This window comes from Hyphococcus flavus, assembly GCF_028748065.1.
Taxonomy (GTDB): Bacteria; Pseudomonadota; Alphaproteobacteria; order Caulobacterales; family Parvularculaceae; genus Hyphococcus; species Hyphococcus flavus.
The window spans coordinates 2,881,642-2,896,068 of sequence record NZ_CP118166.1 but is presented as its reverse complement, the minus strand read 5'-3'; the positions used below and the strand labels follow the sequence as shown (position 1 = coordinate 2,896,068).

At 51.0% G+C, this 14,427-nt stretch carries 14 protein-coding genes; 3 read left to right on the top strand and 11 right to left on the bottom strand.

What is annotated here, in order from left to right:
• Positions 1 to 2: 2 nt before the first annotated feature.
• The 9 genes from PUV54_RS13855 to kdsA all read right to left on the bottom strand — a co-directional run bounded on the left by PUV54_RS13855 (position 3) and on the right by kdsA (position 8,673).
• Positions 3 to 1,262, bottom strand: a complete 1,260-nt coding sequence (locus PUV54_RS13855) for a M50 family metallopeptidase (protein ID WP_274492859.1) — start codon at positions 1,260 to 1,262, stop codon at positions 3 to 5.
• A 17-nt stretch (positions 1,263 to 1,279) separates the two neighbouring features.
• Complete coding sequence (locus PUV54_RS13850; RefSeq protein WP_274492858.1) at positions 1,280 to 2,497, bottom strand: 1-deoxy-D-xylulose-5-phosphate reductoisomerase; 1,218 nt, start codon at positions 2,495 to 2,497, stop codon at positions 1,280 to 1,282.
• A 2-nt stretch (positions 2,498 to 2,499) separates the two neighbouring features.
• Entirely contained in the window at positions 2,500 to 3,348 is an 849-nt protein-coding gene (locus PUV54_RS13845; RefSeq protein ID WP_274492857.1) for a phosphatidate cytidylyltransferase, read from the bottom strand.
• A gap of 4 nt (positions 3,349 to 3,352) precedes the next feature.
• Positions 3,353 to 4,117, bottom strand: a complete 765-nt coding sequence (locus tag PUV54_RS13840; RefSeq protein ID WP_274492856.1) for an isoprenyl transferase — start codon at positions 4,115 to 4,117, stop codon at positions 3,353 to 3,355.
• Positions 4,118 to 4,191: 74 nt separating this feature from the next.
• Positions 4,192 to 4,737, bottom strand: coding sequence for a ribosome recycling factor (frr, locus tag PUV54_RS13835; protein WP_274492855.1), 546 nt, complete (start codon positions 4,735 to 4,737; stop codon positions 4,192 to 4,194).
• 64 nt (positions 4,738 to 4,801) lie between these two features.
• Positions 4,802 to 5,554, bottom strand: a complete 753-nt coding sequence (pyrH, locus tag PUV54_RS13830) for a UMP kinase (RefSeq protein ID WP_274492854.1) — start codon at positions 5,552 to 5,554, stop codon at positions 4,802 to 4,804.
• Between the two features lie 165 nt (positions 5,555 to 5,719).
• Positions 5,720 to 6,628 (bottom strand): translation elongation factor Ts, encoded by a 909-nt coding sequence (tsf, locus tag PUV54_RS13825; protein WP_274492853.1) that lies wholly within the window; start codon positions 6,626 to 6,628, stop codon positions 5,720 to 5,722.
• Between the two features lie 87 nt (positions 6,629 to 6,715).
• Positions 6,716 to 7,540 (bottom strand): 30S ribosomal protein S2, encoded by an 825-nt coding sequence (rpsB, locus tag PUV54_RS13820; RefSeq protein WP_337999180.1) that lies wholly within the window; start codon positions 7,538 to 7,540, stop codon positions 6,716 to 6,718.
• 263 nt (positions 7,541 to 7,803) lie between these two features.
• Positions 7,804 to 8,673 carry a 3-deoxy-8-phosphooctulonate synthase gene (kdsA, locus tag PUV54_RS13815; protein WP_274492852.1) on the bottom strand — a complete coding sequence of 290 codons (870 nt, stop codon included), beginning with the start codon at positions 8,671 to 8,673 and terminating at the stop codon, positions 7,804 to 7,806.
• An 87-nt stretch (positions 8,674 to 8,760) separates the two neighbouring features.
• Between kdsA and PUV54_RS13810 the strand changes: the two genes are divergently transcribed.
• The 3 genes from PUV54_RS13810 to PUV54_RS13800 are packed head-to-tail and all read left to right on the top strand — an operon-like array spanning position 8,761 to position 12,447.
• Positions 8,761 to 9,714 (top strand): KpsF/GutQ family sugar-phosphate isomerase, encoded by a 954-nt coding sequence (locus PUV54_RS13810; protein WP_274492851.1) that lies wholly within the window; start codon positions 8,761 to 8,763, stop codon positions 9,712 to 9,714.
• A 30-nt stretch (positions 9,715 to 9,744) separates the two neighbouring features.
• Complete coding sequence (locus PUV54_RS13805; protein ID WP_274492850.1) at positions 9,745 to 11,187, top strand: cryptochrome/photolyase family protein; 1,443 nt, start codon at positions 9,745 to 9,747, stop codon at positions 11,185 to 11,187.
• A 57-nt stretch (positions 11,188 to 11,244) separates the two neighbouring features.
• Positions 11,245 to 12,447, top strand: a complete 1,203-nt coding sequence (locus tag PUV54_RS13800) for an SAM-dependent methyltransferase (protein ID WP_274492849.1) — start codon at positions 11,245 to 11,247, stop codon at positions 12,445 to 12,447.
• Here PUV54_RS13800 and PUV54_RS13795 read toward each other — a convergent pair.
• Together PUV54_RS13795 and PUV54_RS13790 are read right to left on the bottom strand one after the other, a co-directional pair.
• Positions 12,444 to 13,133 carry an ABC transporter ATP-binding protein gene (locus tag PUV54_RS13795; RefSeq protein WP_274492848.1) on the bottom strand — a complete coding sequence of 230 codons (690 nt, stop codon included), beginning with the start codon at positions 13,131 to 13,133 and terminating at the stop codon, positions 12,444 to 12,446. The two genes, PUV54_RS13800 and PUV54_RS13795, sit on opposite strands and share 4 nt — an antisense overlap.
• Positions 13,126 to 14,427, bottom strand: a complete 1,302-nt coding sequence (locus PUV54_RS13790) for a lipoprotein-releasing ABC transporter permease subunit (RefSeq protein ID WP_274492847.1) — start codon at positions 14,425 to 14,427, stop codon at positions 13,126 to 13,128. Before PUV54_RS13790 ends, PUV54_RS13795 begins: the two co-directional genes overlap by 8 nt.

The window sequence follows — 14,427 nt, the reverse complement described above, 5'->3', positions numbered from 1 at the left end:
CCTTAGCTGAATGATGAAAGCAGATTGTTGATGTCGTTCCAGGTCACAAAAATCATGAGCGACGCAAGAAGTACGAAGCCCAACCGAAATCCAATCGCCTGCGCCCGCTCTCCCAACGGTTTGCCTGCGATAGTCTCGTATGCGTAATACATCAGATGGCCGCCGTCGAGAACCGGAATTGGCAATAGATTCAAGAAACCAATGGAAACAGATACAACCGCGGCGAGAAATACGAAATTGATTAGGCTCGCCCTCACTTTAAGGCCAAGAACAGGCGGTTCGCGATAGGTTGCATCATCAAAGCCGGACATGACCGATTGCCCGGCATACTGAGCCATTTTGATTGGCCCGCCGAGTTGCTTGGCGTTTTCCTGGCCCATAATGATTCGGCCCAGATACTGTACAGTCAGCGTCAAAATACGTCTTAGTTCATCGAAACCCGCGGCCACAGCCTCGAGCGGACTGTACTGTTTGAAGCTGATTTGATCTGCGCCCGGCCCGGCTATTCCGAGCTGCCAGCGCTCTATCTTATTGCCAAACCTGTCCACATCCTCGATTCGGCGCGGCGACACAGTGAGAAATATATTTTGACCATTACGATCGACTTCGACGCGCAATTCCGAGCCGCCGCTGACCAAAACCGAATCAACGACGTCATCAAACGAATCAATATTTTTGCCGTTGATGACGAGAATTCTGTCTCCTGGGTTAAAGCCGGCTTCTGCAGCAGGGCTATTTTCTGTCACGCCGCCAACAACAGGCTCAACAATTCTCTGACCGAGGGTCATGTAGAGGCCTGCGAAAATGACAACCGCCAGAATGAAGTTCGCAATAGGGCCGGCAGCCACGATTGCTGCACGTCGCCAGACCGGCTTGAAATGGAAGCAGACCTTTCGTTCCGCTTCGGTCATACTTTCCGCTAGCACTTCTTTCTCACCTGGCGCCGGAAACTGTGTTGACGCAGGCTTGCTTTCTGTTTTCGACGGAACTTGAGAAGCGGCGTTTAAATCACCGAAAAATTTTACGAACCCGCCCAAGGGCAACATGGAAATTCGCCACTCGGTACCTTTTTTGTCCACCCAGCGGAGCAGGGGTTTGCCAAAACCGATTGAAAAAACGTCAACGCGTACGCCCAGCATTCGGGCTACCGAGAAATGTCCGTACTCGTGAAAAAACACGATGATCATCAGCAATATCAGAAATGCGATGATCGAAACCGGCAAAATTATCAGGGCCTCGAGCAGGTTCTCAGCAGGCAACATCAACTTGGTTCCGTTCTTTAAGCTGCCGCTTTCGCGGCGACGAATTCCTCCGCCATCCTGCGCCCCTGCGTATCAGCGTCGATAACCTCTTCCAACGTTGAAAGGCTCGCCGGGCCATTTTGCCGCCCAGTGCGATCAAGTACCTGCTCGGTAATTGCAGCAATATCAAGAAATTTAATTTTGCGCTCAAGAAATGATGCGACAGCGACCTCATTGGCGGCATTCAGAGCGGCAGGCATTATGCCGCCTGCATTGATAGCCTCACGTGTAAGCCTGAGTGCTGGAAACCTTTTAATATCAGGAGGTTCAAAAGTTAATTTGGCAACTTCTGCTAAGTCTAGTCTAGGGCTTGGGCTCGGCGTTCTATCAGGCCAGGCGAGAGTGGTGGCTATAGGGGTGCGCATATCAGGCGTGCCAAGCTGCGCCAACACTGACCCATCTACATATTCTACCATAGAGTGTATCACCGATTGTGGGTGTACCAGGATCTCAATTTTTTCATGTTCCACAGGGAAAATATGAGCAGCTTCAATCAGCTCCAATCCCTTGTTCATCATCGTTGCGGAATCGACCGATATCTTGGCTCCCATCGACCAATTAGGGTGTGCAACCGCTTGCGCCGGCGTTGCTTGCGCCATTTCTTCTAGCGGCCAAGTCCGAAAAGGGCCACCGGAGGCGGTCAAAATTAGCCGTGAAACCCGTTCCGGTTGATTAAAATCAAACACCTGAAAAATGGCGTTGTGTTCACTGTCTACTGGTAACAAAGCCCCGCCCGCTTTTTTAATAACGGCCATGACAACCTCACCAGCACAAACAAGGCATTCCTTGTTGGCAAGGGCGATATCGGCGCCACGCTCCGCAGCTTTTAGCGTGGGTTTCAATCCCGCAGCGCCGACTATCGCCGCCATAACCCAATCAGTATCGCGACTAGCCGCCTCTTCGACAGCAGCAGCGCCAGCGCCAGTTTCAATATCAAGATCACTCACGGCGGATTTTAGGTCATTCGCAAGTGTTTCATCCGCAACCGCGATAAACTCCGGTTTGAATTGTCGTGCTTGCTCGGCCAGTCTCTTGACATTCTTGTTGGCCGTCAGCGCAACAACATTAAAGTTAGCTTCGCCAAGTCCTTCAGCGTGCTCGAGCACACTTAAAGTCGACTCGCCGATCGACCCCGTAGAACCCAAAATGGCTATTTTGCGCATGCCGGTGCTGCCGGCTGCTTTTGTCTTCCCCATTGTCACCCCTGAACCTTTTCAAACATCATATAGACAAGAAGCCCACACGTCATCGCTGAAGTGGCGAAAATCATGCCGTCCAGCCTGTCCAAGGCTCCGCCATGACCGGGAATAAACCCCGAAATGTCCTTGAGGCCGAAATTGCGCTTGAAGCCGGATTCCACAAGGTCGCCCAAAACCGAGGCAGCGCCTAACCCTCCCCCAATAATGAAAAACGCTAGAATTGAGCTCAAACCTAGAAAATACCAGGCAGAAAGCGCACCGATCAGGCTACCGCCAAGCACGCCTCCTCCAATCCCCGCCCAGGTTTTTGAAGGCGATAAAGCGTGGCTGATTTTAGGACCGCCAATGAACTTACCGAAAAAAAAAGCTCCAGTATCGGCAGCCCAGACGACAGCATATAGCAGAAAAGTGAGTTCTTTCCCACCCTGCACATCTAGTCGTAACCAGAGCAAAGCAATGCATGGAGCAACGATGTAGATCGCTGCGCCCCCCATCCACACACCCACTCCTATCAAACGCTTAGACAATATTGCGGCTCCAAGTCCGCTAGATAGGCATATGCACAAAGCAACCAAGTAACTTCCTGCAGCGGCGAAATACATGACTGCGCACGCACCAACTGCAAGTACGTAAAAACCAGATGATAAAGAACGGCGTTCAACCATGCGCGACCATTCGAAAATCATGACGATACTTGCGAATGCGATCATAGCCGAAAAATATGCGCCACCTGCATACACGCAGAAAACAACGATTGGCATGAGAACGGCCGCAGATGCAATTCGTTTAAAGAGCGCTCTCGATGCTGCAGGAGGAAACGAACCTACTCTATGACTTGAGAACGTCACTCAATTAACTTGTTGCGTTACTGACGCCGCCATAACGGCGCTCACGGTTGCAATATTCATGAATGGCGCTTTCAAACACTTCCGCTGTAAAATCCGGCCACAGAACATCCAGAAAAAGGTATTCGGAATATGCGGCTTGCCACAGCAAAAAATTAGAAACCCGCTTTTCTCCACTCGTTCTAATTACAAGGTCAGGGTCCGGCACGCCTTGGGTGTCAATGAATCTATCAATCGTACCTTCGTTTATATCTGAAGTATTGAGTGCGCCGGATTTTACAGCCCCGACAATAGCTTTGGTCGCCCTGGCCAACTCGTCACGCCCGCCATAATTGAATGCGATCTGCAGAACGAATTGATTATTATCCTTAGTTTCGCTTTCTGCTTTTCGAACTAGCGCCTTTAGATCAGGCGACAAATTATCCCGATCACCAATAATACAGACCCTGACACCTTCCCCCTTAAGCCTGGGAAGATCATCGCCAATAAACTGACGTAACAACCCCATCAGATCACGCACTTCGCCAGCGGGCCGACGCCAATTCTCAGTGGAAAAAGAATAGAGCGTCAAATATTTTAATCTTAGGTCGCGCGCCGCTTCAACGGCGCGTCGTGCTGCTTTTACGCCCTCTCTATGGCCATCACTGCGTGACAGTCCCCTAGCCTTTGCCCAGCGTCCATTGCCATCCATGATGATTGCAACATGCTTTGGCGCTAGCACATCACCATGAGAGGGTGACGATGTTGTATCTTTCACAGGCGAAGCAGTCATAACCTAACCTGTTCAAACAGTACGCTACTAAACAAATATTCTGTTGCCCCTGACAACCTACATTCCACTTCAAGTTATACCTGCATTATCTCGCCCTCCTTGACGGAGAGCGCCTCATCAACTTTCTTTACGTATTCATCGGTTAGCTTCTGAACATCTTCGGACAGCTTTTTTTGTTCGTCTTCACCGCCGTCAGCCTTTTTTACGGCTTCCATGCCTTCGCGGCGGACATTCCGGATAGCGACTTTCGCCTGCTCAGCATATTTTGCCGCTACCTTGGCAAGCTCTGCGCGACGTTCTTCTGTCAGAGGAGGAATTGGTACGCGCACACTCTGTCCATCTACAACCGGATTTATTCCGAGACCTGCCTCCCTGATGGCCTTCTCTACTGCGCCCACGAGCCCCTTATCCCAGACACTGATTGTAATCATGCGAGGCTCAGGAACACTGACTGTTCCAACCTGGTTCATAGGCATTTTCGAACCGTATGCGTCCACGTCAATGGGCTCAACAAGATTGGCGGTGGCGCGGCCGGTGCGCAGACCTGAAAATTCAGTTTTGAGCGAAGCGATAGCGCCATCCATACGCTTGCGAAGGTCTTTTATGTCCAGATCGCTCATTTCTTGCTCCCTTTCTTCTTGTCGCCTGATTTTACGGTGAAAATCAGCTTGTGTCTTGTTCAGATTATGGCTTGTTGTCACTTATAACTGTTGCGGGGCCTTTGCCTGTCAATGCGCCCACCACGCCGCCGCGCTCGCCAATCGGAAAAACGACGATTGGAATATTGCTTTCGCGTGTTAGTGAGATAGCAGCCTGATCCATAACCTTGAGATCGCGCATCAAGACTTCATGGTAGCTGAGGTGGTCAAAACGCTCAGCCTCAGGATTGGTTTTAGGATCGTCGGAGTAGACGCCGTCAACTTGCGTCCCTTTTAGAAGAGCGTCACAGCCCATCTCAGCTGCACGCAAAGCTGCGGCGGTGTCAGTTGTGAAGAACGGATTGCCTGTTCCAGCCGCAAAAATAACGATGCGACCCTTTTCCATGTGCCGAAGCGCGCGACGACGAATATAAGGTTCGCAAATCGCAGTCATTTCTATGGCCGAAAGAACGCGTGTGAAAAGCCCCATACTCTCAAGCGCATTCTGCATAGCGAGCGCGTTCATCACGGTCGCAAGCATGCCCATATAGTCAGCGCTTGCCCTTTCCATGCCTTGAGCCGCCGGCGACACGCCACGGAAGATATTCCCCCCTCCTATCACGAGAGAAATCTCTGCCCCTAGTTCTTTTGCGTCTTTCACTTCACTCGCGATCCGCTGGCACGTCTCGTTGTCGATGCCGTATTGACCGCCGCCCATCAGCGCTTCGCCACTTATTTTGAGGAGAATGCGTCTGTATTTTAACGGCCCGAATTTTTTATTTGACGAAAGCTGGGGCATCTGGTGGCTTTTCCTCGAATCGCAGTGCTTACCTTAACGCCCTGAGGCGACATTGGCAGCCCTTCCCCCAGTTGCCTTGTTCGGCTTATGAAAAAGCGCCGCAGGGCTCTCCTGACGGCGCTTTTGAAGGGTTTGGGGCATATCGTCAAACGTGAAAACGTTGGATCAGTCCTCGTCTTCGCTTTTCTCGACGCCATCACCCAGTTCTAGCCGTGCGAAGCCAACGAGTTCAATTGGTGCGCCAGCGTCTTTTGAAGCGTTTTCGAGGACTTTGCCAACCTTGGTTTCGCCGTCAATCACAAAAATCTGCTCCATAAGCACGGATTCTTCGTAGAACTTACGAAGCCGTCCCTCGACCATTTTCTCGATGATATTTTCAGGTTTGCCAGACGCACGGGCCTGATCGGCGAGAATTTCTTTTTCCTTGTTCACGATTTCTGGATCAAGCTCCTCAACCTTGGCTGAGAGAGGGCGCGCCGCCGCCACATGCATGGCTATCTGTTTGCCGACTGCTTTGAGTTTGTCTTTATCGCCTGAGGATTTAAGTCCGACCAAAACTCCGATCTTGCCAGCGCCATCTGTGACCTGGCCGTGAACGTATGAAGCTACAACGCCTTCATCGACGACCACGCCTTGCGATCTGCGAAGGTTCATGTTCTCGCCTATCTGACCAACCATCTCAGCGACATGCTCATCAACAGATTTGCTGGCGCCTGGAAATGTCGCTGCACGTAGTTTATCAAGATCGCCATCGACGCCAACCGCCGTCTGAGCGATATCGTTAACCATGTTCTGGAAAAGTTCATTACGCGCAACGAAGTCGGTTTCTGAATTCACTTCGACGAGAACGCCAGTTGCGCCGGCGCTATTATTTTCTACCGCAATCGCCACAAGACCTTCCGCGGCTGTGCGGCCGGATTTTTTCGCCGCTTTGGAAAGACCTTTCTTTCGCAGCCAATCAACTGCCGCTTCCATATCGCCGCCGGTTTCATTCAGCGCCGTTTTGCAGTCCATCATGCCAGCGCCGGTCATTTCGCGCAGTTGTTTTACTGTCGCTGCTGTAATGCCAGACATTACGTGCTCCTATCATTTCGGGCCGCCAACAGATTCGGCGGTTTAGTTCAATACTGGTTATTCTTTTCAGTTTTAAGATGCTGAGTGCTAAGCTGTGGCTTGCTTTGGTTCAGCCTCATTTTCATTTGGTGCGTCCGCCGTTTCTTGTTTGGGCGTCTCGCCGCTGATCGCGGTATCGGCAGGAACATCTTCCATGGCTCCGATATCAACGCCTAAAGCCGCTTGGCTTTCGCCAATGCCATCAATGACAGCATCAGCAACGAGATTGCAATAAAGCGCGATGGCCCGAGAGGCGTCGTCATTACCAGGAATAACGTAATCAATGTTATTAGGATTGCAGTTCGTATCGACAACAGCAATGACAGGAATGCCAAGCTTTTTGGCTTCTTGGATGGCAATAGCTTCTTTTTTAACGTCAATGACGAACATCAGATCGGGCAGACCCCCCATTTCGCGAATGCCGCCAAGTGACGCCTCAAGGCGCTCGCGCTCGCGATCAAGCTGAAGCTGTTCTTTTTTCGTAAGACCAGATCCGCCGCCAGCAAGACGTTCTTCCATATCCTTTAGTCTTCGAATGGAATTTGAAATTGTTTCCCAGTTTGTCAGCGTACCGCCTAGCCAACGCACGTTCATGTAGTATTGCGCGCACCGTCTGGCTGCTTCCGCCACAGGACCTTGCGCCTGACGCTTCGTACCAACGAAAAGAACGCGTCCGCCTCCGGATACAACATCCCGCACTTTGACAAGCGCCTGATGTAACAGCGGTACGGTTTGCGATAGATCGACGATATGAATGCCGTTGCGTTCACCGAAGATAAATTGCTTCATCTTTGGATCCCAGCGGTGTGTCTGGTGGCCGAAATGAACGCCAGCTTCCAATAGCTGACGCATGGAAAATTCTGGCAGCGCCATATTCCTTGCTCCTTCAGTTTGTCCGCCGCGGTGTGTGTTATCTCCGGTCAGCTTCCTAGCGTTCCGGATCACTGAGGATCACACCGCGTGAGAGATGGCGCGGCCTATACTCGGGATTTATGGATTACGCAAGCGCAGCACGAGATCAATCTGCCGCCTAGAAATCACTCAAGAGTTGGTATCTTTTTACAATCTGGAAAGCCGAGCAAGTATGGAGGTGAGTGATCGCTCACTTTTAGGTTTATTGTTTGTGGAAGCTCAACTTAAGCGAAGTCATAGAGACTCACCCTGTTTTTAGCCAACCTATCAATCGCAACAAGATCGCGAACAAAAGATTCAAAAGCAATTAAAGGGATCATATTCGGTCCGTCAGAGGGCGCTTTATCCGGATCAGGATGTGTCTCGGCAAATACAGCCGCCACGCCAACAGCTACTGCGGCTCTGGCAAGCGTCGGCACAAACTCCCGCTGTCCGCCAGAAGTTGTTCCCGCACCACCTGGCGTTTGAACGGAGTGTGTGGCATCGAATACGATGGGACAATCCGCTTTTCGCGCCATAATAGGGATGGAACGGAAATCGTTGACGAGAGTGTTATAGCCGAAACTGGCCCCGCGCTCTGTAAGCAGCACCCGGTCGTTGCCTGACGCCCGGATTTTTCCTGCTACATTGGCCATATCCCATGGCGCCAGAAACTGGCCTTTCTTGACATTAACCACACAGCCAGTTTGGCTTGCAGCGACAAGAAGATCTGTTTGACGGCAAAGAAAAGCCGGGATTTGCAAAACATCAACGACCTGGCCGACTTCGGCGCATTGACCGGATTCATGGACATCCGTCAGCACAGGCAATCCAGTCTTGTCTCTGACTTCGGCGAGAATGGGCAACGCCGCTTTCATACCAATGCCGCGCGGCGATACAGCGCTAGTACGGTTCGCTTTGTCGAATGAGGTTTTGTAAATGAGCCCGATGGCGAGCCTTTCTGCGATTTCCTTTAACGCCGCCGCGCATTCCAGAGCATGGTCCCGGCTTTCCAGAGCACACGGTCCAGCGATGACCGTTAAAGGCAAGTGGTTTGCAATCGAGATCGTTTTCCCGTTACCGCTGACCTCAACGATTTTTCCAGCTTTCGCCATTCTTGCGCTCCTGCCGCGATTCCGGTGAAACATCACATGGACTGCCCAACCGGGCAGGACAAGTTATCTTATGGTATTCATTGCTTTATGACAGACCCACTCGCTATCGCCAGAGAAGTTCTCACCCAGGAAATACGAGGGCTTGAACTGTTGAAATCCGCGTTGGCCGAGGATTTCGCCAGTGCAGTCGCGCTCTTGAATAGTAGTGATGGGCGTGTCGTCGTCACCGGCATGGGAAAGTCCGGTCATGTGGCCCGAAAGATCGCCGCCACCCTAGCCTCGACAGGAACGCCAGCCATGTTTGTCCATCCGGCGGAAGCCAGCCATGGCGATCTCGGCATGATTTCCGCTGATGATGTCATTCTCGCTCTGTCAAAATCCGGCGAGACAGCTGAACTCGGCGATCTCTTAGCCCATGCGGCGCGTTTTACGATTCCGATCGTCGCGATTACGGCCGAAGCAAACTCAACGCTTGCCAAGGCTGCTGTAGCTTCATTGATACTTCCTGATGCGGAGGAAGCTTGCGACCAAACCTTTGCGCCGACAACGTCAACAACAATGATGATGGCACTAGGCGATGCTCTCGCGGTGGCGTTGCTTCGCGAGCGCGGATTTACTGCTGGTGACTTTCAAGGGTTCCATCCTGGTGGTCGTTTAGGAGCGGCGCTTAGGCGCGCACGAGATCTGATGCATGGATCTGATGCACTCCCTCTCGCATCGGCTGATGCGTCAATGTCTGAAATAGTAAAAATCATATCGGATGGCGGCTTCGGATGCGTTGGCGTAGTCACCAATGAAGGTCAACTTGAGGGTATCATCACTGATGGCGATATACGCAGGCATTTTGATAGCGCCGCCAAAAATAAACTTGCTCGCGATGTCATGACAAAAGAGCCCCGCACCGCCACACTAGATACTTTAGCCGGCGATGTCCTCGCTCATATGAGCCGCAATAAGATTACGGCTGTTTTTGTTATCAATAATGGAAAGCCCGTTGGCATCATTCACGTTCATGACTGCCTTTCTATCGGCGTCCTTTAATTTCAACTTCGCTGGAACCATATTAGGCTAATGACTGATCGCCCCGTTATCGTCTGGTTCAGAAACGACTTGCGCATTGAGGACAATCCCGCGCTTTTTGCCGCAAGAGAAACTGGCGCGCCAGTAATTCCGCTTTACATACTTGATGACAACATTCCGCACGCGCCGGGCTCTGCATCGCTTTGGTGGTTACATCACAGCCTTTCGTCATTAGCAGAGACGCTCGAAGGCAGAGGAGCAAAACTCATCCTCCGCTGTGGCGACAGCCAAGATACTCTGAAGTTACTGGCGGATGAAACGAATGCATCCCACGTATTCTGGAATCGGCGCTATTACGCGAAACATATCGAGATCGATAAAGCCCTGAAAAGCGACTTAAAAGAGCAAGGCATTACAGTTGAAACATTCAACGGTTCTCTATTGCGCGAGCCCTGGGAAGTCGAGACAGGTTCTGGCGGACCCTATCGTGTGTTTACGCCGTTTTGGAAAGCATTGAAGCGGCTGGGGCCAGCTCGCATAGACACTGCCCCCAATTTACGAAAAATATCAGGACCTTCAAAGTCGCCAAAAAGCGAAAAACTTTCCAGCTGGAATTTACTTCCTAAAAAACCGAACTGGGCAAAAGAATTCGTAACCGCCTGGAAGCCAGGCGAACAAGGCGCGCGCGACCGGCTCAACCATTTTCTCAATGACGTTATTGACGATTATGCTAGTGGGCGAGACCGCCCTGATAAAGACTTTACCTCCCGGCTGTCTCCGCATCTTGCTTTTGGGGAAATCAGCCCACTGCAAATTTGGAAATCGACACACGAAAAAATGGCGGAGGGAAAGGTTTCCGATAACGCCGCCATGAAGTTTTTATCGGAAGTAGCGTGGCGGGAGTTTTCTTACAACCTCCTGTTCTACAACGAAGCTTTGCCCAATGAACCGTTACGTGAAAACTTCAAAAATTATCCATGGCGAGACGACCCGGACGGACTTAATGCCTGGCAAAAGGGAATGACGGGATACCCTATCGTCGACGCTGGCATGCGCCAGCTATGGCGAACAGGCTGGATGCATAATCGGGTGCGAATGATAGTTGCGAGCTTCCTGATTAAAGATCTGCTGATTCCCTGGCAGGAAGGTGAAGCCTGGTTCTGGGACACGTTGGTTGACGCGGATCTCTCTAACAACTCCGCAAGCTGGCAATGGGTTGCAGGCTGCGGCGCCGATGCAGCACCCTACTTTCGGATATTTAACCCAATAACCCAAGGTGAAAAGTTTGATCCTGATGGGGAATATGTGCGTGAGTTTGTACCGGAATTGAAAAAATTACCGAAAAAACATATTCACGCGCCATGGAAAGCCCCTGAGGGCGTCCTTCACGATGCTGATATAAAGCTTGGAAAAACCTATCCTTTTCCTATTATAGACCACGCAAAGGCGCGCGAACGGGCGCTTGAAGGGTATAACGAGATAAAAGGAGCGTAAGTCTCGTTCGCAGTGTTTTCACAGAAAAGCCCAACGGCTGACAGGGAAGACGCTACCATGAAACAGGACGCAGATTTTCAGACATACCCTTTCTTCTTTCGGCAAGTGTTGAAGATTGCTTCAAGGATTCAGTTTGGTTCACTGACTTTTAGTCTGCCGGACGGAAACTCAATCACTTTCGAAGGCGTTGAAGAAAAAGACGCACAAGGCCTCATTCACGTTAAAGATTATTCGTTCGCGCGACGTACAATATTTGGCGGCGACATTGGTTTTTTTGAAAGCTATGCGGACGGTCAGTGGGATACGCCTGCCCTGGCCGACTGTCTTTATATCTTCGCACGAAATGCAGAACACGTGCAGGATGCCTTCAAAGCTTCTCCGGCTGTTGATTTCCTTCAAAACATTCGCCGAACGTGGGATAAAAATACGAAATCAGGCTCGCGCCGAAATATCGCGGCTCATTATGATCTCGGCAACAGCTTCTATAAAAAGTGGCTCGATCCGACGATGACGTATTCATCGGCGAAATTCGATTCAGCCCCAGTCGGCTTGAGTGATGCGCAGATCAACAAATATCGCAGTCTCGCGACAGCAATTGATCTCAAAGCTGGAGAGCATGTGCTTGAGATTGGTTCGGGATGGGGCGGTTTTGCTGAGTTTGCCGCAAAGGATATCGGGGCAAGAGTAACAGGACTTACGTTATCACCCGCTCAGTACGAATACGCCCGGGAACGGATATACAATCAGGGTCTGAATGACCTGGTTGAATTCAAACTTCTAGATTATCGTGATGTTGATCAAAGCTTTGATAAAATCGCATCCATTGAAATGTTTGAAGCTGTAGGTAAAGAATACTGGCAGTCTTATTTTGAGAAAGTAAGAAATTCCCTGAAGCCCGGCGGTATCGCAGGTCTGCAAATTATTACTATTGCTGACCGTTTTTTTGACCGCTATGTGAAATCAACTGACTTCATTCAACGTTATATCTTTCCAGGCGGAATACTGCCAAGCGATAGAATACTAAATGGGCTGGTTAAAAAATCCGGCCTAACAATACGCTCTTCTACTGCTTTTGGCGAAGATTATGCACGTACACTGCATGAATGGCGCAAAAGGTTTTTGTCTGCTTGGGACGAAATCAGCCCGCTAGGGTTCGATGAGCGCTTCAATAAACTCTGGCGGTTTTATCTCGCCTATTGCGAGGCGGGATTCAAAGCTGGAACCACAAACGTCAGTCAGATTGCAGCGCAGCGCACCTAGGCGTCTTGGCGCTTTACTTCTACCAGGCGCTGATCTTTGATAACGAACACTCGGTCCATGCGCTTAGCGAGGCGCTGATCATGCGTTGCAATAAGCGCTGATAACCCTTCTTCTCTCACGAGCTTCAAGAGTGCGTCAAAAACGACGTCAGAAGTTTTCGGATCAAGGTTTCCTGTTGGCTCATCAGCGAGAAGAATTTTCGGTCTATTCGCCAACGCACGGGCAATCGCCGTGCGCTGCTGCTCGCCGCCGGAAAGTTGACCCGGTTGATGGTTTAAGCGCTCACCGAGCCCCATTGCTGTTAATAACCGCTTCGCTTCTTTCTCGGCCTTTGCTTTGTTAATACCTGAAATAAGCTGAGGCAGAGCAACATTGCCAAGCGCCGTAAATTCCGGGAGTAGGTGATGAAACTGATAAACAAACCCGAGCGTATCACGGCGAATGCGCGTGCGTTCAGCATCGTTCAGGCCTGAAGTAGCGCGTCCGAGAATTTCGACTTCACCCGCTGAGGATTGCTCCAATAGCCCCGCGATATGCAACAGTGAGGATTTGCCTGAACCTGATGGCCCCAAAAGCGCAGCAGTTTCACCGGCCGCCAGTGTGAAGTCGATATGTTCGACTACAACAAGGTCGCCATAGCGGCGCGCGACATCATCAAGGCGGAGAACTGTTTCACCCCTATTCATACCGCAGCGCCTCCACCGGATCGAGGCGCGCTGCGCGCCAAGCAGGATAAAGCGTCGTGATAAGAGACATGAAGAGTGAAAATCCGGCAATAAGGGTAACCTCCTTTAATTCTAATTTCGCGGGAACCCCGTCAAGGAAGTAAACCTCTGCTGGAAACAAGTCTGTTCTGAATATCGCTGAAAGTCCGTTCTCAATAGCATCTATATTCAAGACGAAAAGCGATCCGAGCATAATCCCAGCTATTGTGCCAAGCACACCGATTAGCGCGCCAGACAGAACAAATATCCGCATGACCGACCCTTGCGTCGCGCCCATGGTTCGCAAAACGGCAATGTCGCCAGTCTTGTCCTTCACCAGCATGATGAGGCCTGTAATGATGTTCAGAGTCGCTACGATCACAATCAGGAACAATACAAGCCGCATCGCAAAGCGCTCGATCTGCAACGCGTTGAAGTAACTTTGAAAGCGCTGTTGCCAGTCGCGAATGCGCGTATCAGGTGCAACGCTCATCAACGGTTCACGATAAGATTTTATCTGCTCGGGATTTTCCACGAACACTTCGATCATCTGCACAGTGTCATCGTCAAAACCGAAAAAGAGCTGCGCCTGTTCAAGCGGCATATAGCCATAGATAGCATCATACTCTGCGTTACCGACATGAAAGACAGCACCCAGTGTATAAGTCTTGCGCCTGAGAGTCCGTCCAAAGGCGGTTTCAGGACCTTGTCCGGAGATCAACGTAATGGGATCGCCGACGCGAACACCGAGCTGACTGGCGATCCTGCTGCCGAGAGCGATTTCAGTCCCGCCTTTTTCGCCTATGCCAAAATTTTCAAATGAACCTGTAACTACATGGTCAGCGCCGGTGACATAACGGTTACGCAGAATATCGTCGCGCCTGACGCCGCGAACGACCATGCCGGTTTCACCGTTAGCGCTGGCGAATACAGGCAACTCAATGAGCGGCGTTGCGTCTCTGACGCCCTCCACCTGTGTAAGCGCTCTGGCAATAGCATCATAGTTATCAACTGGCGTATCATCCGCGTGCAGTACATGCGCATGACCGTTCACGCCTAGAAGCTGGTCAAGAAGCGTCAACCGGAAACCTTGCATGATCGACATGACGCTAATCAGCGCCGCTACCGCAAGCATAATCCCTGCAAACGCAATGATCGAAATCAAAGAAACACCCTTACCGGATTTTGTGGCGGCGAGGTAACGGCGGGCCACCATCCATTCAAAAAATGAAAACGGTCTTGTTCGAGCAGGGGTAAGTGTCGTCTCGCTTGCCAT